The following is a 20,101-nucleotide window of genomic DNA, read 5'->3' as shown; positions in this document are numbered from 1 at the left end:
GTGTTCTCAACGTGTGAAAATTTCAGGCGCTGTAATTTCAAGCCATACACAGTGCCTCTTAAGAGGTCCATTCAGATGATTGTGAAGTGAATAAATGCGGTATTTCTGGAAGGGTGGGGCCCAGAAAATGGGGAGATCGTTTTTCAACCACTTTAGCAACACTATTTAGTGCTACCTTTCATTTCATCACTGTTGGGCGTCCAGAAAACTGATCCACCATATAAACCGTTGGAAGAAGGGAGTTGCACTCATGATCGCTAGATTCGTCGCATTTTTCCTAATGGGCATGCTTATAACCCCGCTCAGCGCACAAACGTTATTGCCTGCGACAACGTTGTTCCAGAACGTTCGCATCTTCGACGGCCAATCCGGCCGTATCACCGGTCCCAGCGATGTGCTGGTACGCGGCAACCACATCGAGCGCATCGCTGTGAACCAGCCGTCAGAGCCCGGCGCTATGCTGATCGAAGGCCAGGGGCGCACGCTGATGCCAGGCCTGATCGACATGCACTGGCACAGCATGCTCGCCAGTCCGCCGCTGGCTGTCGCGATGTCGGCCGATGAGAATTACCTCGCGTTGCTCGCCGGCATCGAGGCAGAACGGACACTCATGCGTGGATTCACCACGGTCCGTGATGTCGGCGGCCCCGCGTTCGGCCTGAAGCGGGCCATCGACGAGGGTCGGTTGCCTGGCCCACGGATCTTTCCTTCTGGCCCGATGATCAGCGTGACCAGCGGCCATGGCGACTTCCGCAGTGAGCACGATCTGCCACGAACACTCGGCGAGCCCGGCTCGCGCTTTGACCGGATGGGGTATTCCGCGATCGCGGACAGCGCTGACGAGGTGCGCCTGCGCACGCGCGAGCAACTGTTGCGCGGTGCCTCGCAAATCAAGCTCTCGGCCGGTGGGGGTGTTGCCTCGCCGCACAGCCCGCTGGATGCGATCACGTTTACCGAGGCGGAGTTGCGCGCCGCAGTGGAGGCGGCGAAAAACTGGGGCACTTACGTGACAGTGCATGCCTACACTTCCGAGTCGATCCGGCAAGCCATCGCCGCGGGCGTGCAGTGCATCGAGCATGCAATGCTGATGGACGACGCAACCGCCCAGCTGATGGCAAGCAACGGCATCTGGCTCAGCACCCAGCCGCTGCCGTTGGAGCTGGGTAACACATTTGCGGCAGGTTCTGAGGAGCGGGCCAAGTTCCAGCAGGTGTACGACGGCGTGGACAACGTGTACAAGCTGGCCCGCAAGTACAAGATCAAGACGGCCTTTGGCACTGATGTCCTGTTCTCCAGCTCGCTCGCGACTCAGCAGGGCGCCCTGCTGGCCAGCCTGACACGCTGGTACCCGCCTGCCGAGTTGCTGACGATGGCCACCGGGACCAACGCCCAATTGCTGTCAATGTCTGGAAAGCGCAACCCCTATCCGGGGAAGCTGGGTATCGTCGAAGAGGGGGCGATAGCCGATCTTCTTCTCGTCGATGGCAACCCGATCGAGGACATCAATCTGATCGCGGACCCAGACAAGAATATCGTCCTCATCATGAAGGACGGAGAGATCTACAAGAACACCATACCAAAGTGATTCGCAGGTTTGACGAAGTGACGCCCAACAACTGATGCAAGCGGACAGCCGCCCGGAATTTGAGACAACTGATGCTGTCGCAGCAGGCTGCCGCTTAATTCTGACGGTAATCCCCCCATATTTAGAGATATGCAAAAGTAAAAATTATGCTGGCTGTCAACGCAGATATTCGACGATACCGCGTACGAGTTTACTTTTGGTGACAGCATGGATAATGGAATAGATGCTGGTTTCAGTATCGTGTTTTCTGCATTTTTACTCGACGTTTATTCAGAGCATGTCTCTGAATAGATATCTTGAGTAAATACATCAACTATTCGTGGCTTGTCGAAAATTTCGTTAAATACTAGAAAAACAAAAATTACACTTGCCAATTAAATTCAACTTTGCTTATCGTCTACTCATGCGCTTGCTGTTCTTCCGCAGTCAATGGATTTTTGGCGCCAATACTTTGTTCAAGGAGAAAAGAACATGGATCCCTTTATCGGTGAAATTCGTCTGTTTCCCTGGGGTTGGGCACCGGAAGGCTGGCTGCCTTGCGAGGGCCAGATTATGCAAGTCAATAGCAATGTCGCGCTGGCTTCTCTGCTGGGCAGAACCTATGGCGGTGACGGAGCCACGACGTTCGGCCTGCCGGATCTGCGTGGCCGGGCCGCCCTGGGGCAGAACTACAGAGCCTCCACCGTCGATCCGATCATGGATGTGCACGCGCTGGGCACCAAAGGCGGTAGCGAAACCGTGACGATGCCGCAAAACTCGGTGGCCCTGCATAACCACGCCACACATGTATCCAACGCCCCGGGCAACGATGACGCGGGCGGCAACATTCCCGCTGTCAGCTCGAACACCAAGGGGGTCCCGGCAAAACCGACCTATACCTCGGCAACCGGCACTCTGATCGCCCTCAACAGCGCGACTGTTACCCCAACGCCAGGCACGTCCATGCCGAACATGCAGCCCTCCATCGTCGGCTACTTCTGCATCGCTACGACGGGCATCTACCCATCACGCCAGTAACGGCTGTCTACAGACCCTCAAGTAAGGAAACTGACATGTCTGAAGCTTTCGTCGGAGAAATCCGCATGTTTGCCGGCAATTATGCGCCAGAGAATTGGGCGCTCTGTGACGGTACGCTGCTGCCAATTAGCAACTTCCAGGCCCTCTACTCGTTGCTGGGCACCCTGTACGGCGGTAACGGCAGCACCAACTTCGGCCTCCCGGACTACCGTGGCCGGCTCCCCGTGGGTCAGGGCTCAGGCACCGGGCTGACCCCAAGGACACTAGCGCAGACGTTTGGCGTGGAAACCGTGACCATGAGGCCGGAAAACACTGCCCCCCACACCCATGGCTTTATGGTGAGCAGCCAAGATGCCACGTCGGCGACCCCATCCCCTGCCGGAATGCCGCCCGACAGCATGACCTTTGGCAAATTCCCGGGTGCGGGGCTTATCACCGGGCTGTACAGCGCAGGAACCGGCACATCCGTGGCCGTCCCGATGAACCCGCAGTTTCTCGACCAGGCACTGGGCTGGGGCGCCGTAGCCCCCCATAGCAACCTGATGGGGTCATTGGCCGTCAACTACATCATTTGCCTGGTCGGCCTCTATCCGACCCGACACCAGTGACCCTCTCTACTCAATCTGGAATGAACGATCATGGATGCTTTTATCGGTGAAATCAGACTGTTCCCCTACAACTTCGTCCCGCAAAACTGGGCGTATTGCGATGGCTCGATCCTAACGGTCCAGCAGAATCCTGCGCTCTATTCGGTGATTGGCAACCGGTATGGCGGCTCCCCTGGCCAGAACTTCAAGCTGCCCAACCTCAACGGGCGCGTGGCCATGGGCGCCGGGGCCGGCCCCGGGCTGTCCGACAGGCCCGTTGGCACGGCCCTCGGAGCCGACCGGATAACCATGGGGCCCAGCAATTTCGCCCCCCATACCCATTCGGTGATGGCCAAGGACGGTAGCGAATCGGCGGTCGCGTTGGACACCCCCAACAGCACCGCCTACCTGGCGCAACCCCGCAACATACGTCTGTACAACAACACCGCACCGACTGCGACAAGCCAGAAACTGGCTGCCACCACGGTGGGCAACGCAGGTAGTGGCGCGACATCGACGGCACTGCGTAACACCATGCAACCCTTCCAGACGCTGTCCTACTGTATATGCCTGGATGGCGAGTACCCGATCAAATCCTCATGACTCACAGCACCCCTCTCCCTTTGCCAGCAGGCAACGTGGCCGTACTGCGCAAGCAGAACGGCCACGACCTGGGATTTCTTCAGGCGCTGTACGCCTCACGCCGCTGGGCCGAAGTCAGCGCAGTACCTGGCTGGAACGACGCCCAGCGCCGGGCGTTCCTGTATTCACAGGCCGAGCTGCAACGCCAGCATTATGAAAAGTACTTTCCCGCCGCGGACTTTTTGATCGTTGAGCAGGCCGGCAGCCCGATCGGGCGCCTGTGCGTGCAGTACGCGGCCGACGATGTGCGCATAGTCGATATTGCCCTGCTTCCGGACTGGCATGGCCGGGGCATCGGCACCGAGTTGCTGCGCACAGTACTGGCCAAGGCCGACGCCCAGCGTCAGACCTGCAGTCTGAGCGTCGAACAGGGTAGCCGTGCCCGCCGGCTGTATGAGCGGCTGGGCTTTCGCGCCGGCGCCGACACTGGTCTGTACACCCAGATGCAGCGTCCTGTGCCTCAGGAAGCATGTGAAAGCCCCTGACCTTTGAGCATGACCACCGTCCAACGGCCTGCTATCGCTGTGCTGTAACCGCTGGACCATTATCAACATTCACGCAGGACACGACCTTCAAACCGGTCAAAAGGCAGGAAGCCCTCATGAGAACACAGCTCACCGTGCCAGGTAACTGGCTGACTCGTCCGCTGATTTCACTTTTTATGTTGCTGGTCTTGTTGGTCCTGGCCAACCAGGCAATGGCCGCGGCTCCCGTGATCACCAGTCCGGCTTCGGGCAGTACCTTGCCCAGCGTGGCGGTAGGCCAGTTCATGAGCATCCCCATCAGCTCGAGCGGCGGCGCCTTGCCTCTGGACATGTGGGTGGAATGCGATGCCAACGACCCGGACTACGATGGTGTGACGCCCTGCCTGCCGCCGGGGCTGATCCTCGATCCGTCGCCGGACAGCTCGACCACCACGCTCTACGGCTCGCCAACCACCGCCGGTACCTACACATTCAGCATCACCCTCAATGACGGCCTGAATCAGGGCGGTGTTGCCACCTACACCCTGGTGGTTACCAGCTCCGCGGCTCCGACCCTGACTTCCGCAGCACCGAGCAGTGGCCCCACCGCTGGCGCCACCTCCGTCACTCTGACCGGTACCAATCTGACTGGCGCTACCGCCGTGAGCTTTGGCGGAACGGCGGCCACCGGCTACATCGTCAACAACGCCACCACCATCACCGCCACCACCCCGGCCCACGCCGCCGGCACGGTGAACGTGGTGGTCACCACGCCAGGGGGCAGCGCGACCCTGACCAATGGCTATACCTACAACGTGCCGGCCCCGATCGCAGGCCCGGTCAGCACCACGGTGGCGGCCAACAGCAGCGCCAACCCGATCACCCTCAACATCAGCGGCGGTGCCGCCAGCAGCGTCGCCGTGGCCAGCGCTGCCAGCCATGGCACCGCCAGTGCCAGCGGCACCAGCATCACCTACACCCCGACTGCTGGCTTCTCTGGCGCCGACAGCTTCACCTACACCGCTACCAACGCCAGCGGCACCTCCAGCTCGGCCACGGTGACCATTACCGTCAGCGCACCGAGTATCAGCCTGAGCCCGACGACGCTGGGCAACGGCTCCGTCGGCACGAGCTACAGCGAGACCCTGAGCGCCTCCGGCGGCACAGCGCCCTACACCTACGCCATCACTGCAGGTGCTCTGCCGGCTGGCCTCAGCTTGAATACCAGCACAGGTGTGATCAGTGGCACACCAAGCGCCAGCGGCACGAGCAACCTGAGCGTGACCGCCACCGACGCCAACAGTGCCAGTGGTGTGCAGGCCTACACGCTCACCATCGGCGGCCAAGCACCGGTGGCCAACGCCGTCAGCGCCACGGTGGCGGCCAACAGCAGCGCCAATCCGATCACCTTGAACATCAGCGGCGGCGCCGCCAGCAGCGTTGCCGTGGCCAGCGCTGCCAGCCATGGCACCGCCAGTGCCAGCGGCACCAGCATCACCTACACCCCGACCGCTGGCTTCTCTGGCGCCGACAGCTTCACCTACACCGCTACCAACGCCAGCGGCACCTCCAGCCCGGCCACGGTGACCATTACCGTCAGCGCACCGAGTATCAGCCTGAGCCCAACGACGCTGGGCAACGGCTCCGTCGGCACGGGCTACAGCGAGACCCTGAGCGCCTCCGGCGGCACCGCGCCCTACACCTACGCCATCACTGCAGGTGCTCTGCCGGCTGGCCTCAGCTTGAATACCAGCACCGGGGTGATCAGTGGCACACCAAGCGCCAGCGGCACGAGCAACCTGAGCGTGACTGCTACCGACGCCAACAGCGCCAGCGGTTCGCAGGCCTACACGCTCACCATCGGCGCCCAAGCACCGGTGGCCAACGCCGTCAGCGCCACGGTGGCAGCCAACAGCAGCGTCAACCCGATCACCCTCAACATCACCGGCGGCGCCGCCAGCAGCGTCGCCGTGGCCAGCGCTGCCAGCCATGGCACCGCCAGCGCCAGCGGCACCAGCATCACCTACACCCCGACCGCTGGCTTCTCTGGCGCCGACGGCTTCACCTACACAGCCACCAACGCCAGCGGCACCTCCAGCCCGGCCACGGTGACCATTACCGTCAGTGCACCGAGTATCAGCCTGAGCCCGACGACGCTGGGCAACGGCTCCGTCGGCACGAGCTACAGCGAGACCCTGAGCGCCTCCGGCGGCACAGCGCCCTACACCTACGCCATCACTGCAGGTGCTCTGCCGGCTGGCCTCAGCTTGAATACCAGCACCGGGGTGATCAGTGGCACACCAAGCGCCAGCGGCACGAGCAACCTGAGCGTGACCGCCACCGACGCCAACAGTGCCAGTGGTGTGCAGGCCTACACGCTCACCATCGGCGCCCAAGCACCGGTGGCCAACGCCGTCAGCGCCACGGTGGCGGCCAACAGCAGCGCCAACCCGATCACCCTCAACATCACCGGCGGCGCCGCCAGCAGCGTTGCCGTGGCCAGCGCTGCCAGCCATGGCACCGCCAGTGCCAGCGGCACCAGCATCACCTACAGCCCGACAGCTGGCTTCTCTGGCGCCGACAGTTTCACCTACACCGCCACCAACGCCAGCGGCACCTCCAGCCCGGCCACGGTGACCATTACCGTCAGTGCACCGAGTATCAGCCTGAGCCCAACGACGCTGGGTAACGGCTCCGTCGGCACGAGCTACAGCGAGACCCTGAGCGCCTCCGGCGGCACCGCGCCCTACACCTACGCCATCACTGCAGGTGCTCTGCCGGCTGGCCTCAGCTTGAATACCAGCACCGGGGTGATCAGCGGCACGCCGAGCACCAGTGGCACCAGCAACTTGACTGTCAGCGCCACCGACGCCAACAGCGCCACCGGTTCCCGCGTCTACAGCCTGTTGATCAACGGCCTGGCGCCGGTTGCCAACGCCGTCAGCACCACGGTGGCGGCCAACAGCAGCGCCAATCCGATTACCCTCAACATCAGCGGCGGCGCCGCCAGCAGCGTTGCCGTGGCCAGCGCTGCCAGCCATGGCACCGCCAGCGCCAGCGGCACCAGCATCACCTACACCCCGACCGCAGGCTTCTCTGGCGCCGACAGCTTCACCTACACAGCCACCAACGCCAGCGGCACCTCCAGCCCGGCCACGGTGACCATTACTGTCAGCGCACCGAGTATCAGCCTGAGCCCGACGACGCTGGGCAACGGCTCCGTCGGCACGAGCTACAGCGAGACCCTGAGCGCCTCCGGCGGCACAGCGCCCTACACCTACGCCATCACTGCAGGTGCTCTGCCGGCTGGCCTCAGCTTGAATACCAGCACCGGGGTGATCAGTGGCACACCAAGCGCCAGCGGCACGAGCAACCTGAGCGTGACCGCCACCGACGCCAACAGTGCCAGTGGTGTGCAGGCCTACACGCTCACCATCGGCGCCCAAGCACCGGTGGCCAACGCCGTCAGCGCCACGGTGGCGGCCAACAGCAGCGCCAACCCGATTACCCTCAACATCAGCGGCGGCGCCGCCAGCAGCGTTGCCGTGGCCAGCGCTGCCAGCCATGGCACCGCCAGCGCCAGCGGCACCAGCATCACCTACAGCCCGACTGCTGGCTTCTCTGGCGCCGACAGTTTCACCTACACCGCCACCAACGCCAGCGGCACCTCCAGCCCGGCCACGGTGACCATTACCGTCAGCGCACCGAGCATTACCTTGAGCCCTGGCTCACTGAGCAACGGCTCCGTCGGCACGGGCTACAGCGCGACCCTGAGCGTCTCCAGCGGCGCCGCGCCCTACAGTTACAGCATCAGCAACGGCAGCCTGCCGGAGGGCCTGAGCCTGAACAGCGCCAGCGGTCTGATCAGTGGCACGCCGAGCACCACCGGCACCAGTAACCTGACCATTACTGTCACCGATGCCAACGGCGCCAGCTGCTCCCAGGCCTACTCGATCACCATCGCCGCCATGGAGATCAACGTGCCGGCCTCCAGCCAGATCCTGGCGGCGGGCCAGTCGGCCACCGTCGACTTGACCCAGGGCGCCACCGGTGGCCCGTTCACCCAGGCTACACTGGGGTCGGTCACACCGGCATCGGCCGGACGGGCGATGATGACCGGCCGCTTCTCAATGAGTTTCGTGCCTTCGGCCGCCTTCGTCGGCACTGCGGTCGTCAGCTTCAGCCTGGAGAATGGTAGCGGAGCCCGTGCCGTGAGCACTGTCAGCTTCATGATCCAGGAGCGCCCGGACCCGACCAAGGACGCGGAGGTCATCGGCCTGCTCAACGCCCAGACCCGCGCAGCCGAGCGTTTTGCCACCATCCAGATGGACAACTTCAATCGGCGTCTTGAACAGCTGCACCAGATGAGTTGCGACCGCAATTCGTTCAATGCCAGCTTGCGCAACGAAGGCCGCGACGTACCGTTGGGCCAGATCGCCAAAGCCGTCCAGAGCCAGCTGGAGAACTCGGCTAACCAGACCGAGCAGGAGAAAAGCGAAGTCGCTACCTCCCGGCAGAACAACTGCAAACAGGATGCCATGGCGTTCTGGAGCGACGGCTTCGTCAGCGTCGGCTCGACCCATGCCCAGGGTGCGCAGGACAACAGCTTCACCACCCTGAGCCTGGGCGTCGGTGTCGACTATCGTCTGTCGCCTACCGCCATTGCTGGTGTCGGTATCGGCTACGGCAATGACCGCAGTGACATCGGCAAACACGACACTCGCAGCGATGGGGATTCTATCGGCATCGCCACCTACCTGAGCCTGAACTTGGCACCGCAGGTGCATGCCGACGGCCTGCTGGGCTACAACCGCATCAGCTTCGACTCGCGCCGCTACATCACTGGCAGCGCCGATGACTATGTCCGTGGCTCGCGGGATGCCGATCAGTTGTTCGCCTCCCTGACTGCCAGCAATGAATACCGCCAGGGGCCTATGTCGCTGACGCCCTACGGCCGCTTGAACGCCAGCAGCACATACCTGGATGCCTACCGTGAAAGTGGCGGCGGCATTTACGGCTTGTCCTACGACAAGCAGCGCCAGCAGAACTTCACCTCCTACCTCGGCGTGCGATCGAGCTACGATCTGACGACCCAAATCGGTTTGGTCACGCCCAAGGTCGGCCTGGCCTGGGGCCACAACTTCAGTAACAGTAGCGACTACAAGATGCGCTACACCGATCAGGGTGACGAAGGCACCCTGTACCAGCTCAAGCCCGACGCGGTGGACAGCGATTTTGCTAGTTTGGAGATGGGCGTGGACTTTAACCTCGGACGCGTCTGGCAAGTGGGGGTTTCGTACAAAACAGCTCTTGGCACGAACGAGCGTAACGACACTATCCGCCTGGGTCTGAATGGCCAGTTCTGAATCCAGGATCCAGTTCAACATGTTTGGGTTGCTCCCTACAGAAGGAAATGGATCCCCCTGAGGTATAGCCACAAAATAACACTCCGCCAGACCCCGACTTTGGCGGAGTGTTGTGCTTTAGCTGCGCCGAAGGAGTGGAAATTGCACAACGGCTCAAGGGCTTTGTGACCGGCCGGAAAACCCTTGCAGAAGGGGGCAAGCCAGTCGTCGTTAGAGATGAAGCGACGGAGGGCTCATACGCTGATGAACGAAGGGCTATCCAGACTGAAAGCGGCGAGGTATAGCGTTACGTGGTGGTTGCCGATATTAGAAGCAGTTGCGCATCGTGCGATGGGTGAGATCAGGGAGGGGGTGGCGTGGGTCTCCGTTTATTTGGCTAAACATGTCCGTTGGACCAAGCAGATGACATTGATACAAAACAGGATGTTTGAAAAGCGTTTTAAATAGTGCGCTTTCTTAATAACCTGTGCATGAACGATTATTTATGACAATGAAGAAAGGGCGCATCATGCACCCTTGAATATTAACTTCATTAACTATTGTCGCTATTGAGGTGAGGGTGCTTACATCGGGGTAAATAACTCCAGGAAACGACTATAAGAAATTGGGTTGCTACCTTGTGGTTTGTCCTTTGCAAGAATAACATCGTTATTGCTAATGTTTACGAAAACTTGCTCTTTATAAAGCTGGTTAATCAGGTTGTCACCATCCCATACCCAATGCTGCTCAAGCTTCATATTGTCATTACATAGCCCCATGGATACGCCGTGCTTGCTGATATCATCTGATGTTCTTTCTAAGCAGTACCCAATGGCGGAAATACTTTGTAGTCGTCCAAATTTATCCATAAAGAAACCCTGTTTCATATTGTTGTTAATATCACAGGTCTCAAAAGTGAATGTTGGTGAGTTATTGTTTCCAATGATGCTAGTGCATTTGCTTGATACTCCTCCCAACTGTAGATTTACTGGCCATTGACCAATAAATACAGGGTTGTCCCAATCCACTTTAAATGAAATGTTTGCTTTCAATTGTGGTGCCTGGATAGACTCGCCTCTGAATTTTGTTCTACAAATTGGGGTGGTACTACAGATAACATCGCCATATGCTTTGAATACTTTGGGTGTAATTACGGCTTCAATGTTAAACGTTCCTGTGCCAGCTTTTCCTTTTTCATCGTTCACAAAGGTAACATCAAAGCTAGGCATGAAGTTCTCGTAAGACATTTGAGATATATTGTCATACATCAAAGGGTCTTTTCTATTTAAAGAGTTTTGAGCGCCATACCACCTCATGTTATCCTTGGCATTATTAAACTGTTTCCTCTCCCATGAAAAAATTGCTTCATCACTGCCGCTGGGGTCATTAAGTAATCTTTTTGATACTGCATACTCTCTTGATGTGATCGTAACATTTCGACTTTGTTCTGAGGTGACACTTGTGGTGAGCGTAGGCTGCTTCGCCGTAACACTTAGTGTTGCATTATAAGTGACTTTATTCCCCTGGCTAATACTGCTTTCAGGATTGATATTTTCAGGGAACGAATTGAAAATACGGGCTCTTGCTTTAGATGGCGAATTTTTGTCTGATTTAACAGTGAAGGTTGCTGTCTCAATAATTGGAGCACTCATGAACTCAGTGCTACTATATTTTTCTTTGTTTTTAATTGTTCTGATGGCCTCATGGTTTAGCGTGATCCCACGGCCCTGAGTTTCTTTACCAATGCTAACCCTTACGAATTTACCATTATTAGACATCCCAGATTTCTCAGAGCTTGCTAGCGATACCAAGAATATTAAATCTATATCTCTGTCTTTACAGGTGGAAATGGTACTACCATCCCAGTTAACTCCACAGGTTGAGTTCTGTATAACACTTGAGTTATTGAGATTGAGGTAATACTCAATCATAGGGATTTGTTGGTTGAATTCACCTTGATAGCTAAAATTAGTTGCTGGAGAGATGTCACTCAAATCACTTAATTGTTCTATTTTATATAAGGTATCGTGAATCTGCTCGGCCTTGTCTGTATCTATGGGAGTTAGCATGACTTTCCCATTATGTCGACTGACCACGATGGCATTTTCATCAAAAGAAATTGGAATTGTTTTTCTGAATTTTTCTTTCGCGACTTCAATATCTCCTTTCTTTTTAATGTCACTGAAATCAAATAAAAATACTTCCCCTTCCTCTAAAGTCTTTTGTATTATTTCGTTGTAGCTAGGCGTGTGACGATCATTATTTTTACGTGACTCAATTAACTTTTTGTTAAAATTGATGTAGTTTACATTATCTGTGTCAATGTTTACTCTTGTAGCAAAAGAGCTCATGGTTTCTAAAGCTAGCGTGGGGGTTGATAATGATGTCAAGGTAATAAATAAAATTGCTATTTTTGTTTTCTTCATTTTTAAACACCTATTGTGATTGGTTGTATCTACTGAGCTTGTATCATGTCGAAAATCTCATGGAACTATTAAATTCAATATTAATAGCTCCATCCTGTGTGGGCTCGTTCGCAGCTATTAAATGTAAACAAAAAATTGTGTCAATCAAACATTTATTAGGTAGGGAGGAAATGTGATTCACCGCGCATATAGCGTATATAAAAGTGGTTTTTTTGTAACTGGATGTATCTGTACATAGGTTCAATGACCGTAGTTAAATAGTCGTTCCGAATAGCAGACCACTGGAAGAAGGGAGCTCAGTCCCGTTGATCTGATTAGTCGCCAAACAAAATACACGAAAAGGACTTAATTGATGCCCGTACTTTCACCCTTGCCGCGACCACAACGGCGCCGTATTCACAAAATTATCCACTCCACCCGTGATAACGGTCATAAACGCCGTTTGATAGCCGCCCTGTTGCTACATGAAGGCCGCTCGTTATTTATCTGTGCAAACGAAGATGTGGCACCAGATCTCACTTGCTAATCCAGCGCGGCTGCACCTATAAAGGCCCATTACTCTTGTCCGGATAACAGCAATGAAGACCCATTCTGATGAACTGACCCTGTTTGTGGCGGTGGTGGAGGCGGGCAGTTTTCGCCAGGCGGCGGAGAACCTGGGGATGGACAATTCTGTGGTGAGCCGTGGCATCAAGCGGCTGGAGGAGAAGCTCTCGACCGTGCTGCTCAACCGCACCACCCGCCGGGTCAGCCTGACCGAAGAGGGGAGCTGGTTCTATCAGCGTGCGGTGAAGATCCTGACCGAGATGAGCGAGGCGGAGGGACACCTGCTGATGCGCAAGGCGCAGCCGGCGGGGATATTACGGGTCGATGCGGCCACCCCCTTTATCCTGCACCGGTTGGTGCCCATCATCGGTGAGTTTCGCCGCCGCTACCCCGCCATCGAGCTGCAATTGCACAGCTCGGAGGGCTTTATCAATCTGATGGAGCGGCGGGTGGACATGGCCATCTGTATCGGCGAGCTGGCCGACTCTTCCCTGCGCGCCCTGCCGCTTGGCCACTCGCGGCTAAGGTTGCTGGCATCGCCCGCTTACCTGAGCGAGCGCGGTACCCCGCGCCAGCCGGCGGATCTGCTGGCTGGCCACGAGCTGCTGGGCTTTTTGCATCCCGATCACCTCAACCACTGGCCGCTGCTCAGTGCCGAGCAGGGAGATCGCTTTGCCATCACCCCAGTCTGCGGGCCAGCAGCGGCGAAACCTTGCGTCAGCTGGCGCTGGCAGGGCAGGGGATCGTCTGCCTGTCGGACTTTATGACAGGGCCGGATCGGGCCAGCGGCGCTCTGGTGGAGGTGCTGGCGCGCAGCAACAGCGGCGCCTCGCGCCCCATCAATGCGGTGTTTTACTCCGATGCCCAGCGCGACATCCGGCTGCGGGTCTGGCTCGATTTTCTCAAAGAGCAGCTGGGAAGCCATACCCTGTAACGCCACGTCGTACGGCCAAGCAGATAAACAGACGGCCGACGTGAGGGTCGGCCGCGAGTTCGGGAAGGTGTGTGCGGCGAGACGGCTTTAACGAGGCAATTTGCCCCACACCCGGCTGAGCAGGGCGCCGCCGATCACGGGCGCAATGGCCAGCAGCAGGGTCCACTGCCAGGAGAGTCCACCCGCGGTGGTCGCCAGTACGATGCTGGTGAGTACCACCAGTTGGGCCACCATCATCAGAAAGGTTCCTTCTCGGGGGGTCAGGGCCTCTTTTTGAGCTACGGATGGCTGGGCTACGGGTGCTTGAGTGGTGGTCGATTTCATGGCGATATCCCTCTGTTGGGTCTGATATCACTAAGCAATGGCCGTTCCAAATTTTTTCCCGTTAACTATCAATTAGTTGTGAATTATCGCCGCATTCCCGTTTCGGGATCGCGCGCAAAATGATTCGCAAAATGAAAACGCCACCTTGCGGTGGCGTGCTGGTTACTGAGAGGGGGGAGGGACTGGACCTAGCCAATCCGGTATTGGCGGATCTGCTCGTCGATGGCCTTGGCCAGCTCAAACAGCTCACTACTGGCTATATTGCTCTCCTGCGCGTGTTCCCGCTGGAGTTCGGCCACCATGGCGAGCTCATCCAGCGCCGTTCTGGCCTGCCCCATCTGTTGATTCTGGGCCTGCGCCAGCGCGCTGATCTCGTTGATCTCGAGGGCGGTCTGGTTGATTTGGCTGGTGGCATCGATCAGCACCTCTCTGGTCTGATGCATCCTGCTATAACCCTCTTCGCTCAGGGTGCGGGAGTCCGCCATCGAGCTGCTGGCCTGACGGGTACCCTCTTGCAGGCGCAAGATGAGATCCTGCACATCCTTGGTTGCAGTTTGGGTGCGCACGGCCAGTTGACGTACTTCGTCGGCAACTACGGCAAAGCCGCGGCCCATCTCCCCCGCGCGGGCCGCTTCGATGGCGGCGTTGAGGGCCAGCAGGTTGGTCTGGTTCGACACATCGCGGATCAGATTCATGATTTGGGTGATGTTGTTGCTGTCTTTGACCACCTCCTCCAGCAGGGCGGAGGAGCTGCCGATGCTGTTGCGCAAGGTATCGAGTTGCTCGGCACTTTGGGTCACATCCTGCTCGATGGCGATCATGTGGCTGGCGATACGCCGGGTCACCTCGTTGACTCCCTCCGAGCGGGTGGCGATCTGCTCGGCGTTGTTGCCGATGATGGAGACCACATTGGTCAGCTCCTGAATACTCTGGGCCTGCTGGCAGGCTTCACCCGCCAGCGCCTGGGCCTGTTGCATGGATTGGGATGACTGCGCCGAGAGGGCGCTGCCTGACTGCTGGAAGCGGGAGAAGCTCTGGTTCAGGCTCTGGATCAGCTGGTTGAAGCTCTGAGCCATCATCCCCAGCTCGGATTTGTCAGAGAAGTCGAGGCGAGTCACCAGATCCCGATCGGCGGTGATGTGGTGCATGCCATCGGCCGCCTGACGAATGGGGCGGCTGATGGAGTGAGCCAGCCAGGCCGAAGCCAGCATCGCCAGCCCGCCGATGGCCAGTGACACCATGATGATCAGCTTGCGGGAGGCGAGCAGCCCCTCTTCCAGTTCGGCACCGTTGATCTCGCCAATCAGTAGCCGGTTGAGGGTGGGGATGTAACGTACCGCAATGAGGTAGGTCTGCCCCTCCAGCGTCAGCGCTTCCACCGCCACTTGCTCCCGGGCGTTGGGGATGAGCCGTTTGACGGTGTCGAGGAAGGATTGCTGATGGTGGGCGGAGCCTTGTTGCTCCTGCTCGGGGTGGATCTCGATATTGCCCTCCATATCGGCCAGATAGACCTGACCGCTCTTGCCAATCCGGTAGCCGCTGATGAGCTTGCTCAGGGCGCTCATGTCAATGGAGGTGCCCGCCACCGCCAGGGTCTTGCCTGCTGCGGTCACGGCTGTGTTGATATAGAGGGAGGCGCTCTGGTCGAAATCCGAGATATCGAGGTTCAACTCGTACGGTTTGCCCCGTTTGAGAAAACCGTAGAACCACTCATCTTTCGGGTCTGACTCGCTCAACTGTTTTTGGGCTGTGGTACTGCCACTGAAGTTGATCAGGGTACTGCTCTGGCGTGGCGCGATAAAGACATTGCCACCGATGCGCTGCTGAAGATCCTGAAAGTAGCGCTCTATGGCGGGCCACTCTTGCTCTGGCATGCCGGCGGTCAGCCAGTCGATAACAAAGCGGTTGTTGGCCAGCGCCTGCGCTTCGGTCAGATGCTGGATCAGCTGTGCGGTCAGCTGGTTGGCGATCCGGTCCACACTGCTTGGCAGCTCGTAGCGTTCGACCCGCTGCTGTGCCTGATTGTGGGAGATCTGCTCCAGGATCAGGGTGATGCAACTGATGGCGATGATCATCAGAATGGCCACTCCGGAGAGGATCCGGGTGCGGATCCCGAGCCCTGACCAGAGTGAGTGCAGTGTAAAACGGTGTATCGCCCTCTCCATATCTCTCTCCTTGATAAATAAGGTCACATATGCAACCCAGATGATGATTATAGATAGATAAGTCAATTGCGTTGTGCGGGATGCTGGCAGCAGCGCGTGGCGATATTTGGATGCGATGAAAGGCGGGGTGTGCTGACAAGAAAGAGGCCGACATGGCTGCCGGCCTCTTTGGTTGTTCAGGGGCGTTGTTACCTACATCGATGCGGCTTGAATGGAGCTCACTGAGGTGGTGGTGAGCTGGGCACCCCCATCCCCTTCAAGTCAGCATGCATGGGCAAGGTGCTTCAGCCCATCACCCACTGGTTTCAATACAACAAGTCTCTCGTCCACGGTGGCTCTCTTACCTTTCTGATGCTCACGGGGATGTTCAGCCTCACTCTGCGAGCCGATCAGGGGCTACTCAGTGAACAGCATTGGGTCAGTGGCAGGTCTTCTTGATGGCTGGAGCAACCAGGCTGCCTGGTGGCGCAGGGGGCGTATATAGGTCGCTGGTTCCATGGCGATGGCCAGCCGCTGGATGGGGTCGGCAAGCTCATTGTGCAGATTGTGGTTCATGCGCTGGCGCGGGGAGTGGGCAGCCTCATCGGTGTGCCTGCCAGGTACGGGGCTAGCGGTAAGTAAATGTAAAAAGGAGCCGGCGGCTCCTTTTTTGCGTCAGGTGCTGGTGCTCACAGCTTGGCCAACATCTCCTTGGTGACCAGCACTATGCCTTGCTCGGAGCGGTGGAAGCGACGGGCATCTTCGCAGGCGTTTTCCCCCACCACCAAGCCTTCCGGCAGTTTGCAGCCTTTGTCAACGACTACCCGGCGCAAACGGCAGCCGGGCCCTATCTCTACACCGGGGAAGATCACTGCCTGATCCAGGGTACAGAAGGAGTCGACCCGCACATGGTTGAACAGCACAGAGCTCACGATGAAGGAGCCGCTGACGATGGTGCCGCCGGAGAACATGGAGTTGATGGTCATGCCATGCTGGCCATTTCTGTCCTGCACGAATTTGGCGGGGGGCGTCATGTTCTGGCTGGTCCAGATGGGCCACTCCTGATCATAGATGTCGAGCTCGGGCGTCACGGAGGCGAGATCCATGTTGGCCTCCCAGAAGGAGTCCACCGTCCCCACATCGCGCCAGTAGGGGCGCTTTTGCGGGCAGCAGCCGACACAGGACATGCTGAACGGATGGGCGTAGGCAGTGCCCTCCTTGACCACCCGCGGGATCACGTCCATGCCAAAATCGTGGTGGGAGGCCTGGTTGGCCAGATCCTCTTCCAGTAGCTGATAGAGATACTCTGCCTCGAAGACGTAGACCCCCATGGAGGCCAGCGCCGTATCGGCCTTGCCCGGCATGGCCGGCGGATTGGCCGGTTTCTCGACGAAGGCGTTGATCTTGCGATCCTCATCCACCGCCATCACGCCAAAGGCACTCGCCTCGGTACGCGGTACCTCAATGCAGGCCACTGTCACCTTGGCACCCATGTTGACGTGGTCGAGCAGCATGGCGGCGTAATCCATCTTGTAGATGTGATCCCCCGCCAGCACCACCACATATTTGGGGCCGTGATCGCGAATGATATCCAGATTCTGATAGACGGCATCGGCGGTGCCGCGATACCAGTTGACCTCGTCCACCCGTTGCTGGGCTGGCAGCAGGTCGATGAACTCGTTCATCTGGTAGCGCAGGAATGACCAGCCCGATTGCAGGTGGCGCAGCAGGCTGTGGGACTTGTACTGGGTGACTACGCCGACCCGGCGGATCCCCGAGTTGATGCAATTGGAAAGTACGAAGTCGATGATGCGGAACTTGCCACCGAAATGCACTGCCGGTTTCGCCCTGTTGTCCGTTAACTGCTTGAGGCGACTGCCCCGCCCTCCTGCGAGAACCAAAGCCATGGTCTCGTTCAGCAATTGTCTGGATTTTGCTGTATTGGCAGGTTGTAACAACATTGAATCCCCCTTTATTGATACATCCCTTCGATAGTGCCTCCTTTGGAGCTGGTTTGAAAGTGCTTTCACTCACACTTCTCATACGGTTTTTCGACTAAGTGACTATTTTGTCATTTTAGGTGGCAGAAATTGTCGCAGGCTGCGCGATAGTTCACCAGATGTCAGGTTGTCAGCGGGCTGAAAGGGGGGCGATTATTTTGAATAAACAGCGTCTTTTAAACAGATACCCGCCGAAGCGGGTGTCTGTTTAACGGGGGGACTTGCACTAGAAGAGATCGTCTTTCTCATCCTTGGTGGGTTCCAGACTCCAACCTGTTGCATCGCTGCTGCTGGCTATCTGGCCCTTATCTTTCCACAGCTTGATCTTGAGGCGCAGGTTGTTGGCCGAGTCGGCATTTTTCACCGCCTCTTCCTCTTCTATCACCCCTTCGACCACCAGATCGAACAGGGCGCTGTCGAAGGTGACCATGCCGAGGGCCTTGGATTTCTCCATCACCTCCTTGAGACCGCCAAATTCACCGCGCTTGATCATGTCGCGGATGGTATGGGTGCCGAGCATGATCTCCACCGCCGCCCGGCGGCCGCCGTCCGTGGTTTTGACCAGCCGCTGGGAGACAAACGCCTTGAGGTTGTTGCCCAGATCGTTGAGCAGCTGCGGGCGGCGCTCCTCCGGGAAGAAGTTGATGATGCGGTCCAGCGCCTGGTTGGCGTTGTTGGCGTGCAAGGTAGAGATGGCAAGGTGACCGGTTTCGGAGAAGGCCAGCGCGTGCTCCATGGTCTCGCGGTCGCGAATTTCGCCGATGAGGATGACGTCCGGCGCCTGGCGCAGGGTATTCTTGAGCGCGGCGTGGAAGCTGCGGGTATCTACCCCCACCTCCCGCTGGTTGATGATGCTCTTGCGGTGGCGGTGAACGAACTCCACCGGATCCTCGATGGTGATGATGTGGCCGCCGCTGTTGCGGTTGCGATGGTCGATAAGCGCGGCAAGTGATGTCGACTTGCCCGAGCCGGTACCGCCCACAAACAGCACCAGGCCGCGTTTCTCCATGATGGTGTCGAGCAGTACCGGGGGGAGCTTGAGATCTTCAAAGCGCGGGATCTCGGTTTTGATGTTGCGGGCCACCAGGGAGACTTCGTTGCGCTGCTTGAAGATGTTGATCCTGAAACGGCCGATCTGGGGCAGGGAGATGGCGAGGTTCATCTCCAGCTCCTTCTCGAATTGCAGTTTCTGCTCGCCATCCATGATCGCGGCGGCAATGTTTGCTACCTCGCCCGGCTCGAGTGGCGTCTCCAGAAGGGGACGTAATCCGCCATTGAACTTGGCGCAGGGGGGAGCGCCGGTTGACAGATAGAGGTCGGAGCCGTCCTGTTGGGCCAGGATCTGTAACATGTCTCGCAATTCCATTTTTTGCCTCGTCTATCAAGGAGATGTCGTGATGGGGGATGTGATTGAGTGTACAGCCTCAGGCGCCGGTCAGTTTCTCGCGAAACACAAAAAACACTGCGCCCATGATGCAGAGCCCTGCCCAGAGGTAGTCCCATTTCAGGTCTTCCTTGAGATAGAAGATAGAGAAGGGGACGAACACGGTGAGGGTGATCACCTCCTGCAATATCTTGAGCTGGCCCACGCTCATGACCGTATGGCCGATGCGGTTGGCGGGCACCTGCAACAGGTATTCGAACAGGGCGATACCCCAGCTCACCAGGGCGGCGATGATCCAGGGTTTGTGGTTCATGCTCTTGAGGTGGGCGTACCAGGCGAAGGTCATGAAGACGTTGCTGCATAGCAGCAGACCGATACTGGTAATGATAGGGTTCATTGGATCTCCTTTAAAATCAATCGCATTTTATCTCTGAGTCGCGGGTTTCTATAAGTGGGGCCGCAGGTTTTTTTAATCCATCAAGGATGGGGTAACACGAGAGGTCACAGGATGGGCAAGACAAGCTGGGGTGTGCTTGGTCTGCTGTTTGCCTGGATGAGCAAGCACTCACCCCATCAGGCGCGCAGACAGCCGTTGGTGCTGGCGCTGCAGGCACTGGTGGCCAGCGGCGAAATCCAGGCCCTGGCCAAGGCTTACCAGCCTTGACCTCGGGTGGTAACACGCTGTTATCATGCGTTTTTCATC

General features: G+C 57.9%; 12 protein-coding genes and 6 pseudogenes. 11 read left to right on the top strand and 7 right to left on the bottom strand.

The genetic code is table 11. From position 1 onward, the window contains the following. Window positions 1–250: 250 nt before the first annotated feature. The 7 genes and pseudogenes from WJM78_RS13030 to WJM78_RS13000 all read left to right on the top strand — a co-directional run. Complete coding sequence (locus tag WJM78_RS13030) at window positions 251–1,585, top strand: metal-dependent hydrolase family protein (protein ID WP_339009755.1); 1,335 nt, start codon at window positions 251–253, stop codon at window positions 1,583–1,585. Window positions 1,586–2,056: 471 nt separating this feature from the next. After that, a complete protein-coding gene (locus WJM78_RS13025; protein ID WP_339009753.1) occupies window positions 2,057–2,602 on the top strand; it encodes a phage tail protein in 546 nt (181 codons plus the stop codon). Between the two features lie 35 nt (window positions 2,603–2,637). Beyond that, window positions 2,638–3,210, top strand: a complete 573-nt coding sequence (locus WJM78_RS13020; RefSeq protein ID WP_339009751.1) for a phage tail protein — start codon at window positions 2,638–2,640, stop codon at window positions 3,208–3,210. Between the two features lie 30 nt (window positions 3,211–3,240). Beyond that, a complete protein-coding gene (locus WJM78_RS13015) occupies window positions 3,241–3,792 on the top strand; it encodes a phage tail protein (RefSeq protein ID WP_212512385.1) in 552 nt (183 codons plus the stop codon). 35 nt (window positions 3,793–3,827) lie between these two features. After that, a complete protein-coding gene (locus WJM78_RS13010) occupies window positions 3,828–4,316 on the top strand; it encodes a GNAT family N-acetyltransferase (RefSeq protein WP_339009750.1) in 489 nt (162 codons plus the stop codon). A gap of 116 nt (window positions 4,317–4,432) precedes the next feature. Then, window positions 4,433–9,661, top strand: a complete 5,229-nt coding sequence (locus tag WJM78_RS13005; RefSeq protein ID WP_339009749.1) for a putative Ig domain-containing protein — start codon at window positions 4,433–4,435, stop codon at window positions 9,659–9,661. Window positions 9,662–9,790: 129 nt separating this feature from the next. After that, window positions 9,791–10,108: pseudogene (locus tag WJM78_RS13000) on the top strand (IS4 family transposase); the annotation flags it as partial. 116 nt (window positions 10,109–10,224) lie between these two features. Here the strand turns inward: WJM78_RS13000 and WJM78_RS12995 are convergent. Then, entirely contained in the window at window positions 10,225–12,066 is a 1,842-nt protein-coding gene (locus tag WJM78_RS12995) for an RICIN domain-containing protein (protein ID WP_339009747.1), read from the bottom strand. A 352-nt stretch (window positions 12,067–12,418) separates the two neighbouring features. Here WJM78_RS12995 and WJM78_RS12990 point away from each other — a divergent pair. Together WJM78_RS12990 and WJM78_RS12985 are read left to right on the top strand one after the other, a co-directional pair. Continuing rightward, window positions 12,419–12,547, top strand: a pseudogene (locus WJM78_RS12990) (IS630 family transposase); the annotation flags it as partial. Window positions 12,548–12,644: 97 nt separating this feature from the next. Then, a pseudogene (locus WJM78_RS12985) lies at window positions 12,645–13,546 on the top strand (LysR substrate-binding domain-containing protein). 87 nt (window positions 13,547–13,633) lie between these two features. Here WJM78_RS12985 and WJM78_RS12980 read toward each other — a convergent pair. Next, the gene (locus WJM78_RS12980) at window positions 13,634–13,870 is read right to left on the bottom strand and encodes a hypothetical protein (protein WP_042035527.1); all 237 of its coding nucleotides are present in this window, start codon (window positions 13,868–13,870) and stop codon (window positions 13,634–13,636) included. A gap of 188 nt (window positions 13,871–14,058) precedes the next feature. After that, window positions 14,059–16,035, bottom strand: a complete 1,977-nt coding sequence (locus WJM78_RS12975; RefSeq protein ID WP_042035529.1) for a methyl-accepting chemotaxis protein — start codon at window positions 16,033–16,035, stop codon at window positions 14,059–14,061. 270 nt (window positions 16,036–16,305) lie between these two features. On the opposite strand from WJM78_RS12975, the pseudogene WJM78_RS12970 reads away from it, so the two are divergent. Further along, window positions 16,306–16,437, top strand: a pseudogene (locus tag WJM78_RS12970) (IS5/IS1182 family transposase); the annotation flags it as partial. Between the two features lie 42 nt (window positions 16,438–16,479). On the opposite strand, the pseudogene WJM78_RS12965 reads toward WJM78_RS12970, so the two are convergent. The 4 genes and pseudogenes from WJM78_RS12965 to WJM78_RS12950 all read right to left on the bottom strand — a co-directional run. Beyond that, window positions 16,480–16,620, bottom strand: a pseudogene (locus WJM78_RS12965) (WbuC family cupin fold metalloprotein); the annotation flags it as partial. A gap of 83 nt (window positions 16,621–16,703) precedes the next feature. Beyond that, window positions 16,704–17,975, bottom strand: coding sequence for a glucose-1-phosphate adenylyltransferase (gene glgC, locus WJM78_RS12960; protein WP_287147776.1), 1,272 nt, complete (start codon window positions 17,973–17,975; stop codon window positions 16,704–16,706). Window positions 17,976–18,240: 265 nt separating this feature from the next. Next, window positions 18,241–19,380, bottom strand: coding sequence for a type IVa pilus ATPase TapW (tapW, locus tag WJM78_RS12955; protein ID WP_042035531.1), 1,140 nt, complete (start codon window positions 19,378–19,380; stop codon window positions 18,241–18,243). Between the two features lie 58 nt (window positions 19,381–19,438). Then, entirely contained in the window at window positions 19,439–19,795 is a 357-nt protein-coding gene (locus WJM78_RS12950) for a DMT family protein (protein ID WP_042035532.1), read from the bottom strand. A gap of 144 nt (window positions 19,796–19,939) precedes the next feature. Here WJM78_RS12950 and WJM78_RS12945 point away from each other — a divergent pair. After that, window positions 19,940–20,062, top strand: a pseudogene (locus WJM78_RS12945) (ABC transporter substrate-binding protein); the annotation flags it as partial. Window positions 20,063–20,101: the final 39 nt, after the last annotated feature.

Source organism: Aeromonas popoffii (assembly GCF_037818705.1).
Classification (GTDB): Bacteria; Pseudomonadota; Gammaproteobacteria; order Enterobacterales; family Aeromonadaceae; genus Aeromonas; species Aeromonas popoffii.
Note: the sequence above shows the minus strand (reverse complement) of the source record. Positions and strands in the feature narration are given on the sequence as shown.

Bases quoted from the DNA above. Each gene is read 5' to 3' on its own strand.
- WJM78_RS12975 (WP_042035529.1), bottom strand. From the start codon at position 16,035: ATGGAGAGGGCGATACACCGTTTTACACTGCACTCACTCTGGTCAGGG.
- WJM78_RS12995 (WP_339009747.1), bottom strand. From the start codon at position 12,066: ATGAAGAAAACAAAAATAGCAATTTTATTTATTACCTTGACATCATTA.
- glgC (WP_287147776.1), bottom strand. From the start codon at position 17,975: ATGTTGTTACAACCTGCCAATACAGCAAAATCCAGACAATTGCTGAAC.
- WJM78_RS13025 (WP_339009753.1), top strand. From the start codon at position 2,057: ATGGATCCCTTTATCGGTGAAATTCGTCTGTTTCCCTGGGGTTGGGCA.
- WJM78_RS13020 (WP_339009751.1), top strand. From the start codon at position 2,638: ATGTCTGAAGCTTTCGTCGGAGAAATCCGCATGTTTGCCGGCAATTAT.
- WJM78_RS12980 (WP_042035527.1), bottom strand. From the start codon at position 13,870: ATGAAATCGACCACCACTCAAGCACCCGTAGCCCAGCCATCCGTAGCT.
- WJM78_RS13015 (WP_212512385.1), top strand. From the start codon at position 3,241: ATGGATGCTTTTATCGGTGAAATCAGACTGTTCCCCTACAACTTCGTC.
- WJM78_RS12950 (WP_042035532.1), bottom strand. From the start codon at position 19,795: ATGAACCCTATCATTACCAGTATCGGTCTGCTGCTATGCAGCAACGTC.
- WJM78_RS13005 (WP_339009749.1), top strand. From the start codon at position 4,433: ATGAGAACACAGCTCACCGTGCCAGGTAACTGGCTGACTCGTCCGCTG.
- WJM78_RS13030 (WP_339009755.1), top strand. From the start codon at position 251: ATGATCGCTAGATTCGTCGCATTTTTCCTAATGGGCATGCTTATAACC.
- tapW (WP_042035531.1), bottom strand. From the start codon at position 19,380: ATGGAATTGCGAGACATGTTACAGATCCTGGCCCAACAGGACGGCTCC.